Origin of the sequence: Tabrizicola sp., from assembly GCF_041913445.1 — a bacterium.
Classification (GTDB): domain Bacteria; phylum Pseudomonadota; class Alphaproteobacteria; order Rhodobacterales; family Rhodobacteraceae; genus Tabrizicola.
In genome coordinates this window covers 82,565-98,671 of the sequence record NZ_JAYSFG010000007.1, presented here as the reverse complement: position 1 = coordinate 98,671, position 16,107 = coordinate 82,565, and the positions used below count along the sequence as shown (strand labels likewise).

The 16,107-nt window shown below is 69.3% G+C and carries 14 protein-coding genes and 1 pseudogene; 8 read left to right on the top strand and 7 right to left on the bottom strand.

All coding sequences use genetic code 11. The features are described 5' to 3' along the window. The first annotated feature begins 128 nt into the window (after positions 1 to 128). Positions 129 to 2,120, top strand: coding sequence for an AsmA family protein (locus ACE3Q6_RS10365; protein ID WP_374431863.1), 1,992 nt, complete (start codon positions 129 to 131; stop codon positions 2,118 to 2,120). A 61-nt stretch (positions 2,121 to 2,181) separates the two neighbouring features. Here the strand turns inward: ACE3Q6_RS10365 and ACE3Q6_RS10360 are convergent, their stop codons facing one another. Beyond that, positions 2,182 to 2,784, bottom strand: coding sequence for a GcrA family cell cycle regulator (locus ACE3Q6_RS10360; protein ID WP_374431861.1), 603 nt, complete (start codon positions 2,782 to 2,784; stop codon positions 2,182 to 2,184). A 384-nt stretch (positions 2,785 to 3,168) separates the two neighbouring features. On the opposite strand from ACE3Q6_RS10360, the gene ACE3Q6_RS10355 reads away from it, so the two are divergent. After that, a complete protein-coding gene (locus ACE3Q6_RS10355; protein ID WP_374431859.1) occupies positions 3,169 to 4,305 on the top strand; it encodes a serine hydrolase domain-containing protein in 1,137 nt (378 codons plus the stop codon). On the opposite strand, the gene ACE3Q6_RS10350 is transcribed toward ACE3Q6_RS10355, so the two are convergent. After that, positions 4,302 to 5,228 (bottom strand): Hint domain-containing protein, encoded by a 927-nt coding sequence (locus tag ACE3Q6_RS10350; protein ID WP_374431857.1) that lies wholly within the window; start codon positions 5,226 to 5,228, stop codon positions 4,302 to 4,304. The genes ACE3Q6_RS10355 and ACE3Q6_RS10350 overlap by 4 nt on opposite strands. Before the next feature lie 325 nt (positions 5,229 to 5,553). Between ACE3Q6_RS10350 and ACE3Q6_RS10345 the strand changes: the two genes are divergently transcribed. Both ACE3Q6_RS10345 and argF read left to right on the top strand, forming a co-directional pair. Continuing rightward, positions 5,554 to 6,744, top strand: coding sequence for an aspartate aminotransferase family protein (locus ACE3Q6_RS10345; protein WP_374431855.1), 1,191 nt, complete (start codon positions 5,554 to 5,556; stop codon positions 6,742 to 6,744). A gap of 79 nt (positions 6,745 to 6,823) precedes the next feature. Then, positions 6,824 to 7,750 (top strand): ornithine carbamoyltransferase, encoded by a 927-nt coding sequence (gene argF / locus ACE3Q6_RS10340; RefSeq protein WP_374431853.1) that lies wholly within the window; start codon positions 6,824 to 6,826, stop codon positions 7,748 to 7,750. Between the two features lie 72 nt (positions 7,751 to 7,822). Here argF and ACE3Q6_RS10335 read toward each other — a convergent pair whose 3' ends face one another. Continuing rightward, a complete protein-coding gene (locus tag ACE3Q6_RS10335; protein WP_374431849.1) occupies positions 7,823 to 8,389 on the bottom strand; it encodes a hemerythrin domain-containing protein in 567 nt (188 codons plus the stop codon). 94 nt (positions 8,390 to 8,483) lie between these two features. On the opposite strand from ACE3Q6_RS10335, the gene ACE3Q6_RS10330 reads away from it, so the two are divergent. The 4 genes from ACE3Q6_RS10330 (at position 8,484) to ACE3Q6_RS10315 (ending at position 10,374) form a co-directional block, all read left to right on the top strand. Beyond that, on the top strand, positions 8,484 to 8,840 hold the full coding sequence (locus tag ACE3Q6_RS10330) for an ArsR/SmtB family transcription factor (protein ID WP_374431846.1): 357 nt from the start codon (positions 8,484 to 8,486) through the stop codon (positions 8,838 to 8,840). Further along, positions 8,833 to 9,264, top strand: a complete 432-nt coding sequence (locus ACE3Q6_RS10325) for an SRPBCC domain-containing protein (protein ID WP_374431842.1) — start codon at positions 8,833 to 8,835, stop codon at positions 9,262 to 9,264. The genes ACE3Q6_RS10330 and ACE3Q6_RS10325 overlap by 8 nt, the downstream gene beginning before the upstream one ends. 76 nt (positions 9,265 to 9,340) lie before the next feature. Next, positions 9,341 to 9,835, top strand: a complete 495-nt coding sequence (locus ACE3Q6_RS10320; protein ID WP_374431839.1) for a DUF1993 family protein — start codon at positions 9,341 to 9,343, stop codon at positions 9,833 to 9,835. Then, entirely contained in the window at positions 9,832 to 10,374 is a 543-nt protein-coding gene (locus tag ACE3Q6_RS10315) for a cysteine hydrolase family protein (RefSeq protein ID WP_374431837.1), read from the top strand. Before ACE3Q6_RS10320 ends, ACE3Q6_RS10315 begins: the two co-directional genes overlap by 4 nt. An 8-nt stretch (positions 10,375 to 10,382) precedes the next feature. Here ACE3Q6_RS10315 and ACE3Q6_RS10310 read toward each other — a convergent pair whose 3' ends face one another. The 4 genes and pseudogenes from ACE3Q6_RS10310 to hrpB form a co-directional block, all read right to left on the bottom strand. Continuing rightward, positions 10,383 to 11,171, bottom strand: coding sequence for an endo alpha-1,4 polygalactosaminidase (locus ACE3Q6_RS10310; RefSeq protein ID WP_374431834.1), 789 nt, complete (start codon positions 11,169 to 11,171; stop codon positions 10,383 to 10,385). Beyond that, positions 11,168 to 12,367 (bottom strand): MFS transporter, encoded by a 1,200-nt coding sequence (locus tag ACE3Q6_RS10305; protein ID WP_374431824.1) that lies wholly within the window; start codon positions 12,365 to 12,367, stop codon positions 11,168 to 11,170. The genes ACE3Q6_RS10310 and ACE3Q6_RS10305 overlap by 4 nt, the downstream gene beginning before the upstream one ends. A gap of 93 nt (positions 12,368 to 12,460) precedes the next feature. Then, a complete protein-coding gene (locus ACE3Q6_RS10300; protein ID WP_374431820.1) occupies positions 12,461 to 13,582 on the bottom strand; it encodes an endonuclease/exonuclease/phosphatase in 1,122 nt (373 codons plus the stop codon). 73 nt (positions 13,583 to 13,655) lie between these two features. After that, positions 13,656 to 16,099 (bottom strand): annotated as a pseudogene (gene hrpB, locus ACE3Q6_RS10295) (ATP-dependent helicase HrpB). Positions 16,100 to 16,107 lie beyond the last annotated feature (8 nt).

Below are 16,107 nucleotides of genomic sequence, written 5' to 3'. Positions count from 1 at the left end.
CTTCGGGAAAGCCCAACGGCGGCAGGGCCTCTCGGCCATTTGATGCCAGTCCGGTGCGCCTGACTTGGCAATGCGCCGGCGGGGGGCATAAACTTCGGCAAAACAAGAAAATCTTCGAGGAGTTGGGCATGCGCTGGATCATCCGGGTCGGGGTCGTGCTGGCCGTGCTTTTGGTCTTGGGGCTCGGCCTTGGGGCCATGGTCCCGGCAGAGCGCGTCGCGCAGGCCGTTTCCTCGCAGTTCGAGGCGATGACGGGGCGCAAGCTCCAGCTTCAGGGCGAGGTGTCGCCACGGCTCTGGCCGTCGCTTGGCATCACCACGGGTCCGGTCAGCATTGCCAACGCCGAATGGTCGGAAAGCGAAGCGCCGCTCTTCCAGGCTCAGGGCCTGTCCATCGACGTGAATTTCGGCGCGCTTCTGGGGGGCGAGGTCAGGATCCTCGGGCTTTCTGCCGACCAGCCCGAAATCAACCTGGAACGCAGTGCCGAGGGCCAGGCGAACTGGGACTTCGCGGCAGGAACGGGCGGCGGCGCGGGCTCGGTTCCGGCCCCCGCGACCGGCTTCACGCTGGACGAAGGGCGGATCACCGGCGGCGCGATCCGCTTCGTCGACCGCCAGTCGGGCCGCGAGATCGCGCTGGATGACGTGGACGCGACGCTGTCGATCCCGGATTTCTCGGGTCCCTTCACCCTGTCCGCCTCTGGCCTGTCGGGCGGACAGCCGGTGGCGCTGGAGCTGACCGGCGGCGTCTTTTCCGCCTTCGCCCTTGGCCGGGTGGTTCCGGTCACGGCGACCCTGACGGCCGGTGGCACGAAACTGGGCTTCGACGGGCGCGGCGGCTTTGCGCCCCTGGCAGCCGAGGGGGCGCTGACCGCCGACCTCGCCGACCTTCCGGCGCTGGGCGCATTGACCGGGGCCGCGCTCACCCGCCCCTCGCCGGGACTGGGGCAGGACCGGCTGCAGGTCGCCGGCACTCTGACGCTGGACGGGTCGGGCGCGGTCTACCTGCGGGGGGCCGAGATCATCGCGGACCAGAACCAGTTCAAGGGCGACCTCGACCTCCTGCCCGGCGAAGCGCGGCCGCTTCTGAAGGGCACGCTGGCGGCCGGTCCCATCGTGGTCGGCAGCCCAGAGGGCAGCGACCAGTCAGGGGGTGAGGCCGAGGGCTGGCCGGAAGCCGAGATCGATGTCTCGGCGCTGGGCACACTTGACGCCGAAGTCGCGCTCTCTGCGCCCTCCCTCGACCTAGGCGAGCTGAAGCTTGGCCCGACCCGCGCGCTTGTCACCGTGGAACGCGCCCGTGCCGTGATCGACATCCGCGAGATGCAGGCCTATGAGGGCCAGGTGACCGGCGATTTCGTCGTGAACGGGCGCGGCGGGCTGTCCGTCGGCGGGCGGCTCAAGTTCGCGGGCCTGCAGACCCAGCCGCTTTTCGCCGACCTCATGGGCTGGGACCGCCTGGTCTCGACCACCGACGCCGAGCTGGAATTCCTGGGGGTGGGCAATTCCATCGCCGCGATCATGAAAAGCCTGGAAGGGCAGGGCGCATTGGAGCTTGGCCGGGGCGAGCTGCGTGGCATCGACATTGCGGGGATGCTGCGGACGCTGGACCCGGGCTTCGTGGGCGAGGACCAGAAAACCCCCTTCGACGGGCTTGCCGGGACCTTCACCATCGCGGCGGGCGTCCTGTCTAACTCTGACCTCAAGCTGGTCGCCCCCTATGTCACGGCGGCGGGCTCGGGCGATCTGGACCTTGGCGAACGCCGGCTGAACTACCGCCTGCGTCCCACGGCTTTGGCCGCCGAGGACGGGACCGGCGGGGTGATGGTGCCGCTGCTGATCACGGGGCCCTGGGCCGACCCGAGCTTCCGGCTGGACCTGGAATCCATCGCCCGCGAGAAGATGGAAGCCGAAGCCAAGGCTGCCGCCGCCCGGCTGGAGGAAGAGGCGAAGGCCGCCGAGGAGGCCGCCAAGGCCGAGCTTGAGCAACGCCTGCGCGAGGAGCTGGGTGTCGAGGTCGCGCCCAACGAAAGCGTGGGCGACGCGGTCGGCGACGCGGCGACCGAGGCGCTGGAGGAACAAGCCATCCGCGCGCTTGAGGAAATCCTGCAGGGCGAGTGATGCCCCGAAAATGCAGAAAGCCGGGACTGGATGGTCCCGGCTTTCCCAATTCTGCGCCCTCTTAGCGGCGGCGGTCGCGGCGGGCGCTCATCGGCTGGAAGGCGACGCCGACATGAGCCTCGCAATAGGGCTTTCCGGGCAGCGAGGGCAGGCCGCAGAACCAGAAATCCTCGGTCGCCGGGTCGCCGATCGGCCATTTGCAGGTCCGCTCGGTCAGTTCCATCAGGGTGAGCTTCCGCGCCCGCTTCTCGACTTCGCGGACCGAGGCGAGGGCTTCAGGGGAGATCTCGTTCAGGCTCGGCTGCGGCGGCAGCGGCTGGCCGGCCGGGATGATCGCCTTGCGCACCGGCAGCGGCGTCACGTTCGACGCCGCAGGAGTAGCCGCAGCCGGCTGGGCCGGACGCGGAGGCTCGGCCCGGGGGGCGGCGGCCGGTTCGGGGCGCGGCGCGGGTTCGGGCTTGGCAACCGCCGCCGGAGCCGGGGCGGCTGCGCCCTCGTCATCCTCGTCCTTGCCACCCACCCGGTTCGACAGGCCAAGGCGATGGACCTTGCCGATCACTGCGTTGCGGGTGACGCCACCCAGCTCTTTGGCGATCTGGCTGGCCGACTGGCCCTCGTTCCACATGCGCTTGAGCGTCTCGACGCGCTCGTCCGTCCAGGACATCCCGATCTCCGCCTGTCTTGAATACCCGGGCATTCTATCCGTCCGGGGCAGGGGGCCGCAAGGGTGGCTTGTCAGATAGGTCTCAGGGGGCCTTGGCCAACAGCGCGCGCGGCTTGTCGGGGTGATCCAGCACCGTGCCGCTGGCAAAGCCCAGGGCGCGGTCCCCGATTTCAGCCAGCATCGGAAGGTTCGGCGGGTCCTCTGCCCCCGCAGCAAGAAAACGCGCTACCGCGGCGCCAAGGGCAGGCCCGTCGAACACATCCGCCGCCACCCCGCCGCGTCCCTCCGACTCTGGAGCCCAGTGCAAGGTCCGGTTTTCCGCCACCAGGCCGCCTTGCGCCCCGGCACGCGGCGCCTATCCTGACCCGGACCAGGAGCTTGCCCATGCCGCTGACCACCCATCCGAACCCCGACCTCTCTGTCGGTGCCGACCGCCACCCGCGCTGGAACTCGGCCCCCCACCGGCGCGATGGGTTTCACAACCTGCACCGCATTGCCCGCTATTCGCAGACCTTCCGCTCCGGCCGCGTCCTTGACCTGCGCCTCTCGGCCGACCTGTCGATCCCCGCGCGCGAGGATGTCCGCCGCCTCACCGCGCTCCCCTGGTTTTCGGCCATGGCGGTGATCGAGGGCAACCGACTGCTTTACGAAGCCTATGCCCCCGACTTCGGCCCCGACCAGCCGCATTCCATCATGTCGATTTCGAAGATGGCGGCACACCTGATCCTGGGTCGCGTCTGGGAGGACGGCCGGATCGACATGTCTGAGACGCTGGGTGCGGTGCTGCCCTGGATCGGGCCGGGCTACCACGGGGCGACGGTGCAGGACGTGGCCAACATGAACGTCCTGAACGCCTATGACGAGGATTACTCCAACCCCGAGACGACGGCGTTCCTGCACGAAATGGCGATGGGGATGCGCCTGCCCGAGGGGCCAGAGCCCGCGAACCGCGACTTCCTCGCCGGGATCGGCCTTGCGCCAGGTGCCCGCGATACGGCCAATCCCACCGGGGCCTGCCTTTACAAAAGCGCCAACACCGATGTTCTGATGCTTGCAGCCGAGGCCAGGGGCGGGCGGCCCCTGCGGCTCTGGCTGGCGGATCTCGCCGACGGGGCGGGGTTCGAGGGGGTGCTGCACATGGGCACCGATCGCGCCGGGGACCCGATCTTCAGCGGCGGGATCTGCCTGACGGCGCGCGACCTCTGCCGCTATGGCGCACTCTTCGCGCGGAAGGGGCAGGGGGTGGACGGGCGGCCCTTCGGCTCGGCCGCCTTTCTTGAGGCGACGCTGGCGGGCGGTGTCCCGATGCCAGCCCCCCGCGCGCACCTGCGCTATTCCAACCAGACGAACACCGATGGCACCTGGATCGGCCACGGCGGCTATGGCGGGCAGTACATGGTGGCCAACCCCCAAACGGGCCGCGTCGCCTGCTTCCTGTCGGTCCTGCAGAACGACGCGGGCTACGACCCTGCCTACTATCCGCCTATTATCGAAATGCTTGCCGCGATCTGCGCGGGTTAAAGCCGCAGGGCGCGCGCCTCGGCGTTGCGGACGATCGGAAAGGCCGCCCGTCGGCGCAGAAGATCGGCCTCGGTGACCAGCGCTCCGACCTCCGCCCGTTCGGCCGGGGTCAGGCCGGCGAGACCCGTCTCTGCCGGGTGAAAGCTTTCCGACAGCGCGCCCTCGGCCAGGAGCACCTCGTGCCGGTCGCAGAGCAGGATGTGGTAATCCAACCCCGCGGCCGGCAGAACCACCCGCGCGGTCCGGTCGTCGACCAGCGCCCGGGCGGCGACCAGTACGCGGTCCTCGGCGAAATAGACCTCGGCCCGCCAGTCGTCGATCAGCATCCGCTGCTGGGCCGAGACCCGAAGCGCCTGCGCATTTCCCACCACGCCCGGCGCGAATTCGACCGGGCGCAGGTCGGGATGCGCCAGAAGCTCCAGCACCGAGACCCGCCGTCGCCCCACCCAGCGCAGCGGCCGCGAGCCGTTGGCCAGCGTGGTCACCACATCCCCCGCAGCCAGTGCCTCGACCGGTCGCGGGCCGTCCGGGGTGTCGATCCGCGTGCCGGCGGCATAGGCCGCGACCCCCTGGCCAGGGGCAGGCATGTCGCCGGGCAAAAGCGCCTCGTCCCAGGTGCCGCTGACGGCGACGGCCACCGGCTTTGACCCGATCCGCAGCAGGAAAAGTCCCTTCCGGGCCGTCACCGGTTCGATCGCCACGCGCAGGCCTGCGGCATGGACGGCATCCGGAAAGACCGCCTCCCGGGCCAGTGCCAGGCCGTCCGCGGTGACGTCGAGGGCCAGATCCAGGGTCGCGGCGCCGGCGGCAAGCGCGGCCTCCTGCTCGGTCAGGCGAAGCAACCATCCCCGACCGGCGGCTGCTCGTGGCAACAGCACATGGTCAAGCGCGTAGACGCTGACAGTGATGCGTTCCGCAACCATGTCCGCCTGAAATCCCCGTGTCTTCGCCTTTCGGGCGACGCCGGTTCCCTTGTCCGGCCCGGCTCCTGCCTTGACAGCCTTTACAGGGCATTTCCAGCAAAAATGGTTAACGCAAGGTCCCGCAAAACCGCTTTACCCAGCGGCACATTCCCGCTATGCGCTGGCGCATGACCGCAGGACCCCGCCATATCATCGCCTCGCGCCGACGCCGCCGCGTCTGACGCCCGTCCCGCCGTCCCCGGCGCTTGCCGCGCCATGCCTCCCCCACGTTGACATGACCCCTGCCGTCAGGCACCCATTGGCTTTCATTCCAAGGACCCATCCCATGATCCCGTCCGTCCTTCCGACCTACAACCGCGCACCCCTTTCCTTCGTGAAGGGCGAGGGCAGCTGGCTGTTCGCCGAGGACGGCCGCCGATACCTCGATCTCGGCTCGGGGATCGCCGTGAACGCGCTTGGCCACGCGCACCCCGCGCTGGTCCAGACACTGACGGACCAGGCGCAGAAGCTCTGGCACGTCTCGAACGTCTACACGATCCCGGAACAGGAACGGCTGGCGAAGCTTCTGACCGACACCACCTTCGCCGACACGGTTTTCTTCACAAACTCCGGCACCGAGACGGCGGAACTCGCAATCAAGATGGCGCGGAAGCACCATTACGACTCGGGCCACCCCGAGCGGGTGGAGATCGTCGCCTTCGAGGGCGCGTTCCACGGCCGCTCGACCGGCGCCATCGCGGCGGCGGGGTCGGAGAAGATGGTCAAGGGCTTCGGGCCGCTGATGCCCGGCTTCAAGCACCTGAAATGGCCCACGAACGACGCCGACCACGCCGCCATTCGCGCGGCCATCACCGACAAGACCTGCGCCGTCATCATCGAGCCAATCCAGGGCGAAGGCGGCATCCGCCCTGTCCCCGACCAGTGCCTCAAGGGCCTGCGCGACCTTTGTGACCAGACCGGCACGCTCCTCATCTTTGACGAGGTGCAATGCGGCATGGGCCGGACGGGCCGCCTGTTTGCCCACGAATGGGCAGGCGTCACGCCCGACATCATGATGGTCGCCAAGGGCATCGGCGGCGGCTTCCCCCTGGGCGCGGTGCTGGCTACCGAACGCGCCGCCTCGGGAATGACCGCCGGGACCCACGGCTCCACCTACGGCGGCAACCCCCTGGGATGTGCAGTGGGTGCCAAGGTGGTTGAACTGATCTCCGACCCCGCCTTCCTGGCCGAGGTCGCCCGCAAGGGCGCGCTGATGCGCCAGGGCCTGGAATCCCTCGTCGCCCGCCACCCGACCGTGTTCGAGGCGGTGCGCGGCGAAGGCCTGATGCTCGGCCTCAAATGCAAGCCCGCCCCGGCGGAGGTGGTGAAGGCGGGCTATGAGGCCGGCGTCCTGACGGTGGCCGCCGCCGACAACGTCCTGCGCCTCCTCCCCGCGCTGAACATCCCCGACGCCGATATCGCCGAGGCGCTCACCCGCCTCGACCAGACGGCCACAGCCCTTGAAAAAGCCGCCTGATTTCATCTTTGCCCAAATATCCCACGGGGGTCCGGGGGTGTGAAACCCCCGGCTCCACGGGTCCAAAAAGCGAAACGACATGAACCACTTCCTCGATATTCACAAGACCGACCCTGCCCATCTGCGGGCCATGATCGACAACGCCCAGGCGATGAAGACCGCCCGCAACGGCCGCCCCAAGGGCTCACCCGATGACGAGCAGCCGCTCAAGGGCCACATGGTCGCGCTGATCTTCGAAAAGCCCTCGACCCGCACCCGCGTCTCCTTCGACGTCGGCGTCCGCCAGATGGGCGGCGAGACGATGGTGCTGTCGGGCAAGGAAATGCAGCTTGGCCATGGCGAGACCATCGCCGACACCGCCCGTGTGTTGTCGCGCTACGTCGACCTCATCATGATCCGCACCTTCGAGGAAGCGACGCTCCTCGAGATGGCCGAACACGCCACCGTCCCGGTGATCAACGGCCTGACGAACCGCACCCATCCCTGCCAGATCATGGCCGACGTCATGACCTACGAGGAACACCGGGGTCCCATCGCTGGCCGGAAGGTCGTCTGGTGCGGCGACGGCAACAACGTCTGCGCCTCTTTCCTCCACGCCGCCGGGCAGTTCGGCTTCGACTTCACCTTCACCGGGCCGGAAACGCTGGACCCCGAAGACAAGTTCGTGGCCTTCGCCCGCGAGAAGGGCAGTAAGATCACCATCCAGCGCGACCCGTTCACGGCAGTGGAGGGCGCGGACCTCGTCGTCACCGACACCTGGGTCTCGATGCACGACCCAGAATCCGCCAAGGAACGCCGCCACAACCAGCTGCGCCCCTACCAGGTGAACGAGCAGCTGATGTCGCGTGCCAAGCCGGACAGCCTCTTCATGCACTGCCTGCCCGCCCACAGGAACGATGAGGCGACCTCCGCCGTGATGGATGGCCCCCATTCGGTGATCTTCGACGAGGCCGAAAACCGCCTGCACGCCCAGAAGGCGATCATGCGCTGGTGCCTGGGGGTCTGAGACGCGCCATCAACCCGCGCCTCCCCTCCCCCTCGGTGGGGAGGGGATGGGGGTGGGGGGCAACCGCCCCGGTCAGCCCACCCGATGCTTCAGCACCACCGGCAGGACAAGGTCCTCCTCGTCCTCAAGATGCCGGATCAGCTGCCGCTCGAACGCCCCCAGGTCCCCAAGGAACCGCCCCACCGCCTCGCGTCGGGCGGCCTCCCCCGTCTCTCCCAGCACCGCATTCGCCCCGCTCACGAAGCGGTCGATCAGCCCGTGCAGCGCGTGGTGGTCGGCGTCCAGCATGTCGAAGCCGCGGGCGATGCGCGGTTCCAGCCGGGCCAGTTCGGGGAAGTAGACGTCGTCCTCGATCTGGTGATGCCCCATCAGGTCGCCGATCAGCCGCGACCCCAGGCGAGACAGGCGGGGCGCGTAGCTCTCGGCGGCGATCCGGCCGTCGAGAAGCCCCCGCGTATCCGACCCGAGCATCTCCAGCATCCGCCGGAACGCAAGGTGCCGCTCCAGCCAGAAGGCGGCGAGGCCGTTGAAGTCCCGATGCGCCGCCCAGCTGTCGCGAGGGTGCTCGGCCAGGATCAGCCGGAACTCCTCGGGCAAGGTTTCGCGTTCGGCAAGGGTCAGGGCGGGGGACGGGTCCATACCCTGGTTGTGCCATCCGGCCCCCGCCTCCACAACTGCCCTGTCATTCTCCAAAATGGTTGATCGAAAGCCCGCTCCGTGTTAATTCATCCATATGGTTGAACGAATCGACACAGACCCCGCACCCGATCCGCTGTCCCTGACGCTCAAGGCCGCCGGCGACCCCACGCGGCGGGCGATCCTGACGCATCTTGCCCAGGAAGGCCCCGCCCGCGTCACCGACATCGCCGCGCGCTTCGACATGAGCCTGAATGCCGTGTCGAAGCACATCATGGTGCTGGAGAAAGCCGGTCTCGTCACCCGCCGGACCAAGTGGCGCGAGCATCTGATCGAGGTGAACCTCGCGCCCCTGACCCTTGCCTTCCACTGGTTCAAGGACCTGCGGTCGGTCTGGGAGCTTCGGCTCGACGCCCTGGACGCCCATTTCGCAAAGGACAAGACCGATGACTGACCTTACCCTCTCCATCACCCGCACGATACCCGCCGCCCCGAAGGCGGTCTATGACGCCTGGCTCGACCCCGCCACCATCTCCCGTTTCATGGCCGGCGGCGCGGACCAGCGCGTGACCGAAGCGCGGACAGACCCCCGCGTCGGCGGCACCTTCCGCGTCGTCATGACGTCGGACAAGGACATCGCACACCAGGGCGTCTACAAGAACCTCGTGCCCCATTCCCTGATCCGCTTCACCTGGGAAAGTCCCTATTCCCCCGCCGACAGCGAAGTGACCATCCGCCTCGTCCCGGTGGCAGGCGGAACCGAGATCACGCTGAGCCAGGTGACCTTCCTGTCCGAAGGCGCGCGCGACGGCCATCGCGGCGGCTGGACCCTGATCCTCGAACGCCTGGCCGCCTTGCTGCAGTCGGCTCCGGTCTGAAAGTTGGGGCGGGCGGGCCCTTGGCATTCCCGCCCGCATCCGCCACCCTTGGGGCAAACGTCCAAGGGAGGACCCCATGCACCGCCGTTCCGTCGCCGTCTTCGACCGCTTCCTGTCGGCCCTCTCTGCGATCCTCGACAAGGCCGAAGCGCATTGCGAGGCGAAGAAGATCAAGCCCGAGGTGATCCTCGCCGCCCGCCTCTTCCCCGACATGTTCCCCTTCACGCGCCAGGTGCAGCTTGCCTGCGACTTTGCCGCCCGCGGCACGGCGCGACTCGCGGGGCAAGAGCCGAAGGGTTTTCCCGACACCGAGACCAGCTTCGCCGAGCTGAAGGACCGCATCGCCGCCGCGCGCGGCTACATGGGGGGCTTCCAGGGCGCCGACTTCGCGCATTCGGAAACCCGCGACATCCATTTCAAGGCCGGGGGCCGCGACATGGTGCTGAAGGGGGACGAGTTCCTGTCCTTCTACGCGCTCCCGCAGTTTTTCTTCCACGTGACCACGGCCTACGACATCTTGCGCCACAACGGCATCGATCTCGGCAAGCGCGACTACATGGGTGCGCCATGAGGGCGGTCCTCGTCATCGACATGCAGGAAGGCATGGCCGACCGGATCCGCGCCGGCCGTCCGACCGCCACCCCTGACGCCCCCGACCGCATCGCCGCCCTTCTGGCCAAGGCGCGGGGCAGGGGGATGCCGGTGATCCATGTCCTGCACGACGATCCCCACCCGGACTCGCCCTTCCGACTGGGCCTGCCGGGGGCCGAGCCGATGCCCTGCGCAGTGCCGCAAGACGGAGAAGCGGTCCTGTGGAAACACGGCTCCTCGGCCTTTCACGGCACGGGCCTTGATACCCACCTGAAAGAACGCGGCATCACCGAGCTGGTCATCGCCGGGGCCGTGGCGGCCTTCTGCGTGACTTCCACCGTGCGGCAGGCCTCCGACCTCGGCTACAAGGTCCTTCTGCCGCAGGACGCGCTTCTGGGCTTTGACCTACCGGCCCATGACGGCGGTCTGATCGACGCCGGAACGGTGTTCCGCGTCACCCTTTCCCTCCTCGGGGCCGACTTCGCCACGCTGACCACGGTCGACGCTTTGGCGGCATAGGTCACGCGTCACTGGTCGACCAGCGAGGAGGGGCAGGCGTCGAAGACATATCCCTCCGACCCGGCCCGCGTCAGCATCCGGTCGCGCAGGATCAGGCTCCCGGGCCGGTCGGGATCGGCGCAGGCCTCGGCGAAGCTTCCCCGCAGGTCGTCGGCATATTCGATCCCCAGCACCTGGTCCCGGCCATAGACCCCGGTGAAGGCCGCGCATTCGTCCCAGCGGTGGCATTCCTCGGTCACCGCGAAGGCAAACCCCGCCTCGTCCCGCCCGCGTGCGCCCAGTTCCGCGGAATTCTTCTGCCCGGCGGGCAGGCCAAGCTTCCCCGCCTCGGCCACCAGAAGCGCCGCGAAGGCCAGCGCGTCCTCCACGTCCAGCCGACCGCCCGACCGGCTGTAGCTGTCCAGATTGTCGAACTCCACCGCGTCGAACCCCTTTTCGGCACAGGCCCGGATCGCCGGAGCGACCAGCGCCAGGTTTGCCGCCCGCGCCTCGGAGCTGGAGATGTCCAGCAAAAATTCGTCCGGCCAACCGGGATCCGCCAGCGGATAGCCGCCCTCGTCCCGCAGCAGGAGGTCAGTCGGCCACTCCGCCCCCGGCTGGGTCTGGAAGCCGTTGACGTAGCAGACGTTGAACAGCCCCGGCTCGGGCACGTCCGTGCTGTCCCGCACCACCACCGTCACGCCGGGCGCAGGCGGATAGCTCCCGCCCAACTGGTAATCCGCCACCGCGCCCGACGGCAGCGGCCCCTCGGCCCAGGCCGGTCCCGCCGCGACCAGGGCCGCAGCGAGAAGCCTCACGCCGGCTGTCCCCCCGCCGGCGCCAAGGCCTTCGCCCCGTCGGCATCCGCCGCCCGCGCCGCCAGAAGCGCCACCACGACCAGGATCAGCGCCAGCCCGGCATAGGTCGGGCGGAAGCCCGCATGCTCGGCCAGGAAGCCGATGGAGGACGGCGCGACCAGGATGCCGCTGTAGCCCACCATCGTCACGATCGAGATCGCATTGGCCGAAGGCAGCCGCGGATGGTTCCCGGCGGCCGAGAAGAGGATCGGCACCATGTTCGCGATCCCCAGACCCGCGACAAAGAAGCTGACGATGACCATCCAGTCCGCCGTCGCCACCGCGCCGCCCATCATCCCCGCGGCCCCCAACCAGCCCGAGATGCGCAGCGTCCGGACCGCGCCGAAGCGGTTCCTGACCGTATCCCCCAGGAAGCGCATCAGCGCCATCGCGCCCGCGAAGAAGGCGAAGCCAAGGCCCGAGACGAAGACATCCGACCCCAGCTCCTTCTGCATGTAGATCGCCGCCCAGTCGAGCACCGCGCCCTCGGGCACCATCGAGGCGAGCGCCAGGAAGCCCAGAAGCCAGACGTGGAAGTCCTTGGGGAAAAGCTTCGTCTTCGGCGCAGGCGCGGCCACCGTCTCGGCCAACCGTGGCGCGTCGGGCAGCAGGAACGGCATCGCCGCCAGAACGATCCCCGCCACCACCGCCGCCGTCAGCAGCGACTGCACTTCGGACCCCCAATGCGAGATGACCCAGGCCCCCGCTGACCCGCCGATGAAGCCGCCCAGGCTCCAGAACCCATGGGAAGACGACATGATCGCCCGGCCCAGCCGCCTCTCGATCACCACCGCCTGCGCGTTCATCGCCACGTCCATGCAGCCCGCCATCGCGCCGAAGACCGCCATGAACAGCGCCAGGAGCCACAGGTTGGGCGAGAACACGACCATCGGCAGCACCGGGATCAGCGCCAGCGAGAACAGCGACAACACCCGCCGCCCGCCGTACAGCGTGATCAGCCGCCCGGCGAACAGCATCGCGCTGACCGCCCCCAGCCCCAGCGCCAGGATCAGAAGGCCCAGGACGGACTCGGTCACGTCATGGCGCGGCATCAGAAGCGGGATCTGCGGCGCCCAGGCCCCCATGACGAACCCGTTGGCGAGGAACATCGCCGCCACCGCCCACCGCGCCCGCCGCGCCTGCGCTTCCATCTGCATGATCTGCCTTCCGATTGTTAGCGCACGTCATATGCCTACGGACGGGCCGGGGGAAGGGGCGCGCGATCAACTGCTGTTGCAGCGCTGAAACGGTCAGCCCACAACCACGGGACGCCGGTCGAAGATCATGGACACCGGCCGGTGGTCGCTTGGCGCGGCGAAGCGGGGCCGGGCCGAGGCGACGCGGTGGTGGATGTCGTGCTCGACCTTCCCGCCCCCCGACCGCGCCCGCCAGGGTGAGGCTCCGGGCCGCACCTGTCCCGTCAGCGACTGGGTGAAGAGGATATGGTCCAGAAGGATGCGCGGCGACCGCCCCGGGTCCAGCCGGTCGCGGCCGAGGTCATAGGACCAGCGCGCGCCCTCGTCGAAATCGAAGAGCGCATGGTTCAGGAAGCGCCGCGCAAAGAAGATGTCGCCCTGCAGGTTGCTGACGAGGTCATGGTAAAGGAACCGCCGCTCCACCCTTTCCTTGCCCGGCCCGTCGTTCAGGTCCCCCGCCACGATGATCGCGGCATCCGGATCGGACAGGAAACGCCCCTCGATGTAGTGCCGCACGTCCACGCATTCCGTCGTCAGCTTCGTGCGCGACTTCATCACATCCGCGACCAGGGCCGGATGCCGATCGAAGAAGTCCGGCTCCTCCGCCCCCGGCGGCACCGGGATCGTGTTGATCTTGCTTTTCAGGTGGCAGCCGATGACCTCGACCAGCGCACCGTCGATGGTCAGCTGCAGCACCTGCGGGTGACGGTAATGCCCGTGGACCTCGGGCACCGAGAAGCGCAATTCGGTCGCGCCATCGTCGAGGATCGGGAACGACACCTCCCAGCGGCCCCCGCGATGCGCCCCTTCGGAGGCAGAGTCGGTTAGCGCCCGCCAGCGGTCCAGATGCAGAAGCTGCGCCGTCACCGGAAGCCCGTCCTTCAGCGCGAACCACATCCACTGCGCGCCCTGCGTGCCGTAGTCGCGCGGATCCCCGCCGCGCAGGACCAGCCGGTGGCCCGGCGCGACCCTGTCCAGGAACTCCGTGGCCCGCGCCTCGCCCTTCGGCCCCTCGACGATCAGCAGGACGTCGGGGTCGATGGCCGCGATCTCCTCGGCGATGGCATCGGCCCGCTGTTCGGCCCGGCCCCGCACGGTGGCGTCGGCTGACACAAGCGCCGTCACCAGCTTGTCGGCATGTTCGATATTCCAGCAGGTCAGCTTGAATTGGTCCATGAAAGGCTCCCGCGAAATGCACTTCGAAATGCGGGAAGCCTACCATGAAGGGCAGGACCGGTCAGGTCAGGGTTCACGTCCCCCGGGGCTTGGCCCGCAGCGTCGGCTCCGCCTGGGTCGGGTCCTCGGGCCAGGGGTGGCGCGGATAGGCGCCCCGCATGTCCTTCCGGACATCGGCGTAAGAGGTCGCCCAGAACCGCGGCAGATCGGTCGTGACCTGCACCGGGCGCTGCGCGGGGGAGAGGAGCGTCACCCGGACTGGCATCCGCGCCTGGCCCACCACCGGATGCTGGGTGACCCCGAACATCTCCTGCAGCCGCACCTCGATCGCAGGCACCTCGCCTTCGTAGTCGATCGGGATCTTCCGCCCCAGCGGAGTCTCGAAACTCCCCGGCACCAGCCGGTCCATCTCGGCCAGCCGGTCCCAGCCGATCAGCCCCTGCAGCGCGGGCACCAAGTCAAAGCCCCGGACGTCCGCTTCCGTCCTCACCCCCGCCAGATGCGGGAGAAGCCAGTCCTCGGCCGTGGCGAGAAGCTCCTGATCCTCCACCCCCGGCCAGCCCTCGCCCCGCGCCAGCCGCGCCCGTGCCCGAAGCCGCCGCGCCGCCGGGGACCATGGAAGACCCAAAAGCCGCACCCCCTCCAGCGCCGCCTTCGCCACCGCGTCTGGGGGTGCGTCCCAATGCCGGTCGTCCAGCACCAGCGCCCCAAGCCGCTCCTGCCGACGCGAGACCACCCGGCCTTCCCGCTTCGACCATTCGCAAACCTCGACCCAACCGATCCGGTCCGCGTAAAGCCCCCGCACCTCGGCCTCTGAGATCGCCACCGCCTGCCGCACCGTCGCTTCCCGAGCATCCCCGTCGAGGTCCGTCGCCACGATCAGCCGTGCCGCCGACAGGGCGAGCCCCGGGGCCATCGCCGCCCCCTTGCCCCCCGACAGGACCCAGCGCGGCGCCTCTCCCTTCCGGCGCAGCCCGATCCGGTCCGGATAGGCCAACGCCGCCATCTCGGCGAGCGTGAAGTCCCCCGCGGCCATTGACGCGCCGCGCCTCCCCTCCCCCCCGTGGGGAGGGGCCGGGGGAGGGGGGCTCCCGGCCAGCGACCGCGCCGCCGCTTCCAGCCGCTTCGCCTCGGCCCGCACGCGCTCCACCACCCCCCGGTCCGCCTCCGGCCCCGGCCGAGCCACCGCTTGCATCCGCAAGGCCAGATCCGGCCCCGCCCCCCGCAACGGATCCCGCTCGGCCAGCAAGGCCGCCAAGGTCGCAGCCCCCGGCCCAGCGATCGCCAGCATATGCCCCAGCCGCGGATGCAACGGCAGCCCAGCCAACACCCGGCCATGCGCGGTGATGTGCCCATGGTCGTCCAGAGCGCCCAGCCCCTGCAACAAGGCCCGCGCCTCGGCCAAAGGCCCCACAGGCGGCGGCGTCAGGAACGGCAGCTCCATCCCGCCCCAAAGCGCCAGCTCCAAGGCCAGCCCCGCCAGGTCCGCCACCTCGATCTCGGCCGGAGGGTAGGGGGCGAGGCCGCCCTCCTCCCCCTTCGTCCACAGCCGGTAACAGACGCCTTCGCTGACCCGCCCCGCGCGCCCCCGCCGCTGCTCCGCCTCGGCCTTCGTCACCCGCTCCGTCACCAGCCGCGACATGCCCGAGTTCGGATCGAACCGCGCCCGCCGCGCGCGCCCCGCATCGACCACCACCCGGATGTCCGGCAGGGTCAGCGAGGTTTCGGCGATCGAGGTCGCCAGCACCACCTTCCGGCCCTCGACCGCCCCCAAAGCCGACCGCTGCGCCGCAAAGTCCATCGCCCCGAACAAGGGCCGCACCGCCACCCCCGGCAGGCCGGCCAGCATCCCCTCCACCCGCCGGATCTCCCCCTCACCCGGCAGGAAGACCAGCATCCCGCCTTCCGTCTCCTCCAGCGCCGCCTTCACCGCCCCCGCGACCACCGCCTCCAGCCGCAAGGACGTATCCGGGGGCTTTGGCAACCACCGCGTCTCCACCGGATAGGCCCGCCCATCAACTCCGCCACCGGAGCCGCATCCAGCGTCGCTGACATCACTAGAAGCTTCAGGTCCTCCCGCAGCGCCCCCCGCACCTCAAGGCACAGCGCGAGCCCCAGGTCCGCATTCAACGACCGCTCATGGAACTCGTCGAAGATCACCAGCCCCACGCCCGCCAACTCCGGGTCCGCCTGGATCATCCGCGTTAGGATACCCTCCGTCACCACCTCGATACGCGTGGCGCCGGACACCTTCGCCTCCCCCCGGATGCGATAGCCGACCGTCCGCCCGACAGGCTCACCCAGCGTCTCCGCCATCCGCTCGGCCGAGGCCCGCGCCGCCAGCCGCCGCGGCTCCAGCATCAGGATGCGGCCCTTCACCACCCCCCGCGCTAGCAGGTCCAACGGCACCAGCGTCGTCTTCCCCGCCCCCGGCGGCGCCTGCAACACCGTGATCCCGCGACGGGTCAACGCCTCGGCAAGTTCAGGCAACACATGGGATACGGGCAGGTCCACCATCCCCCGCT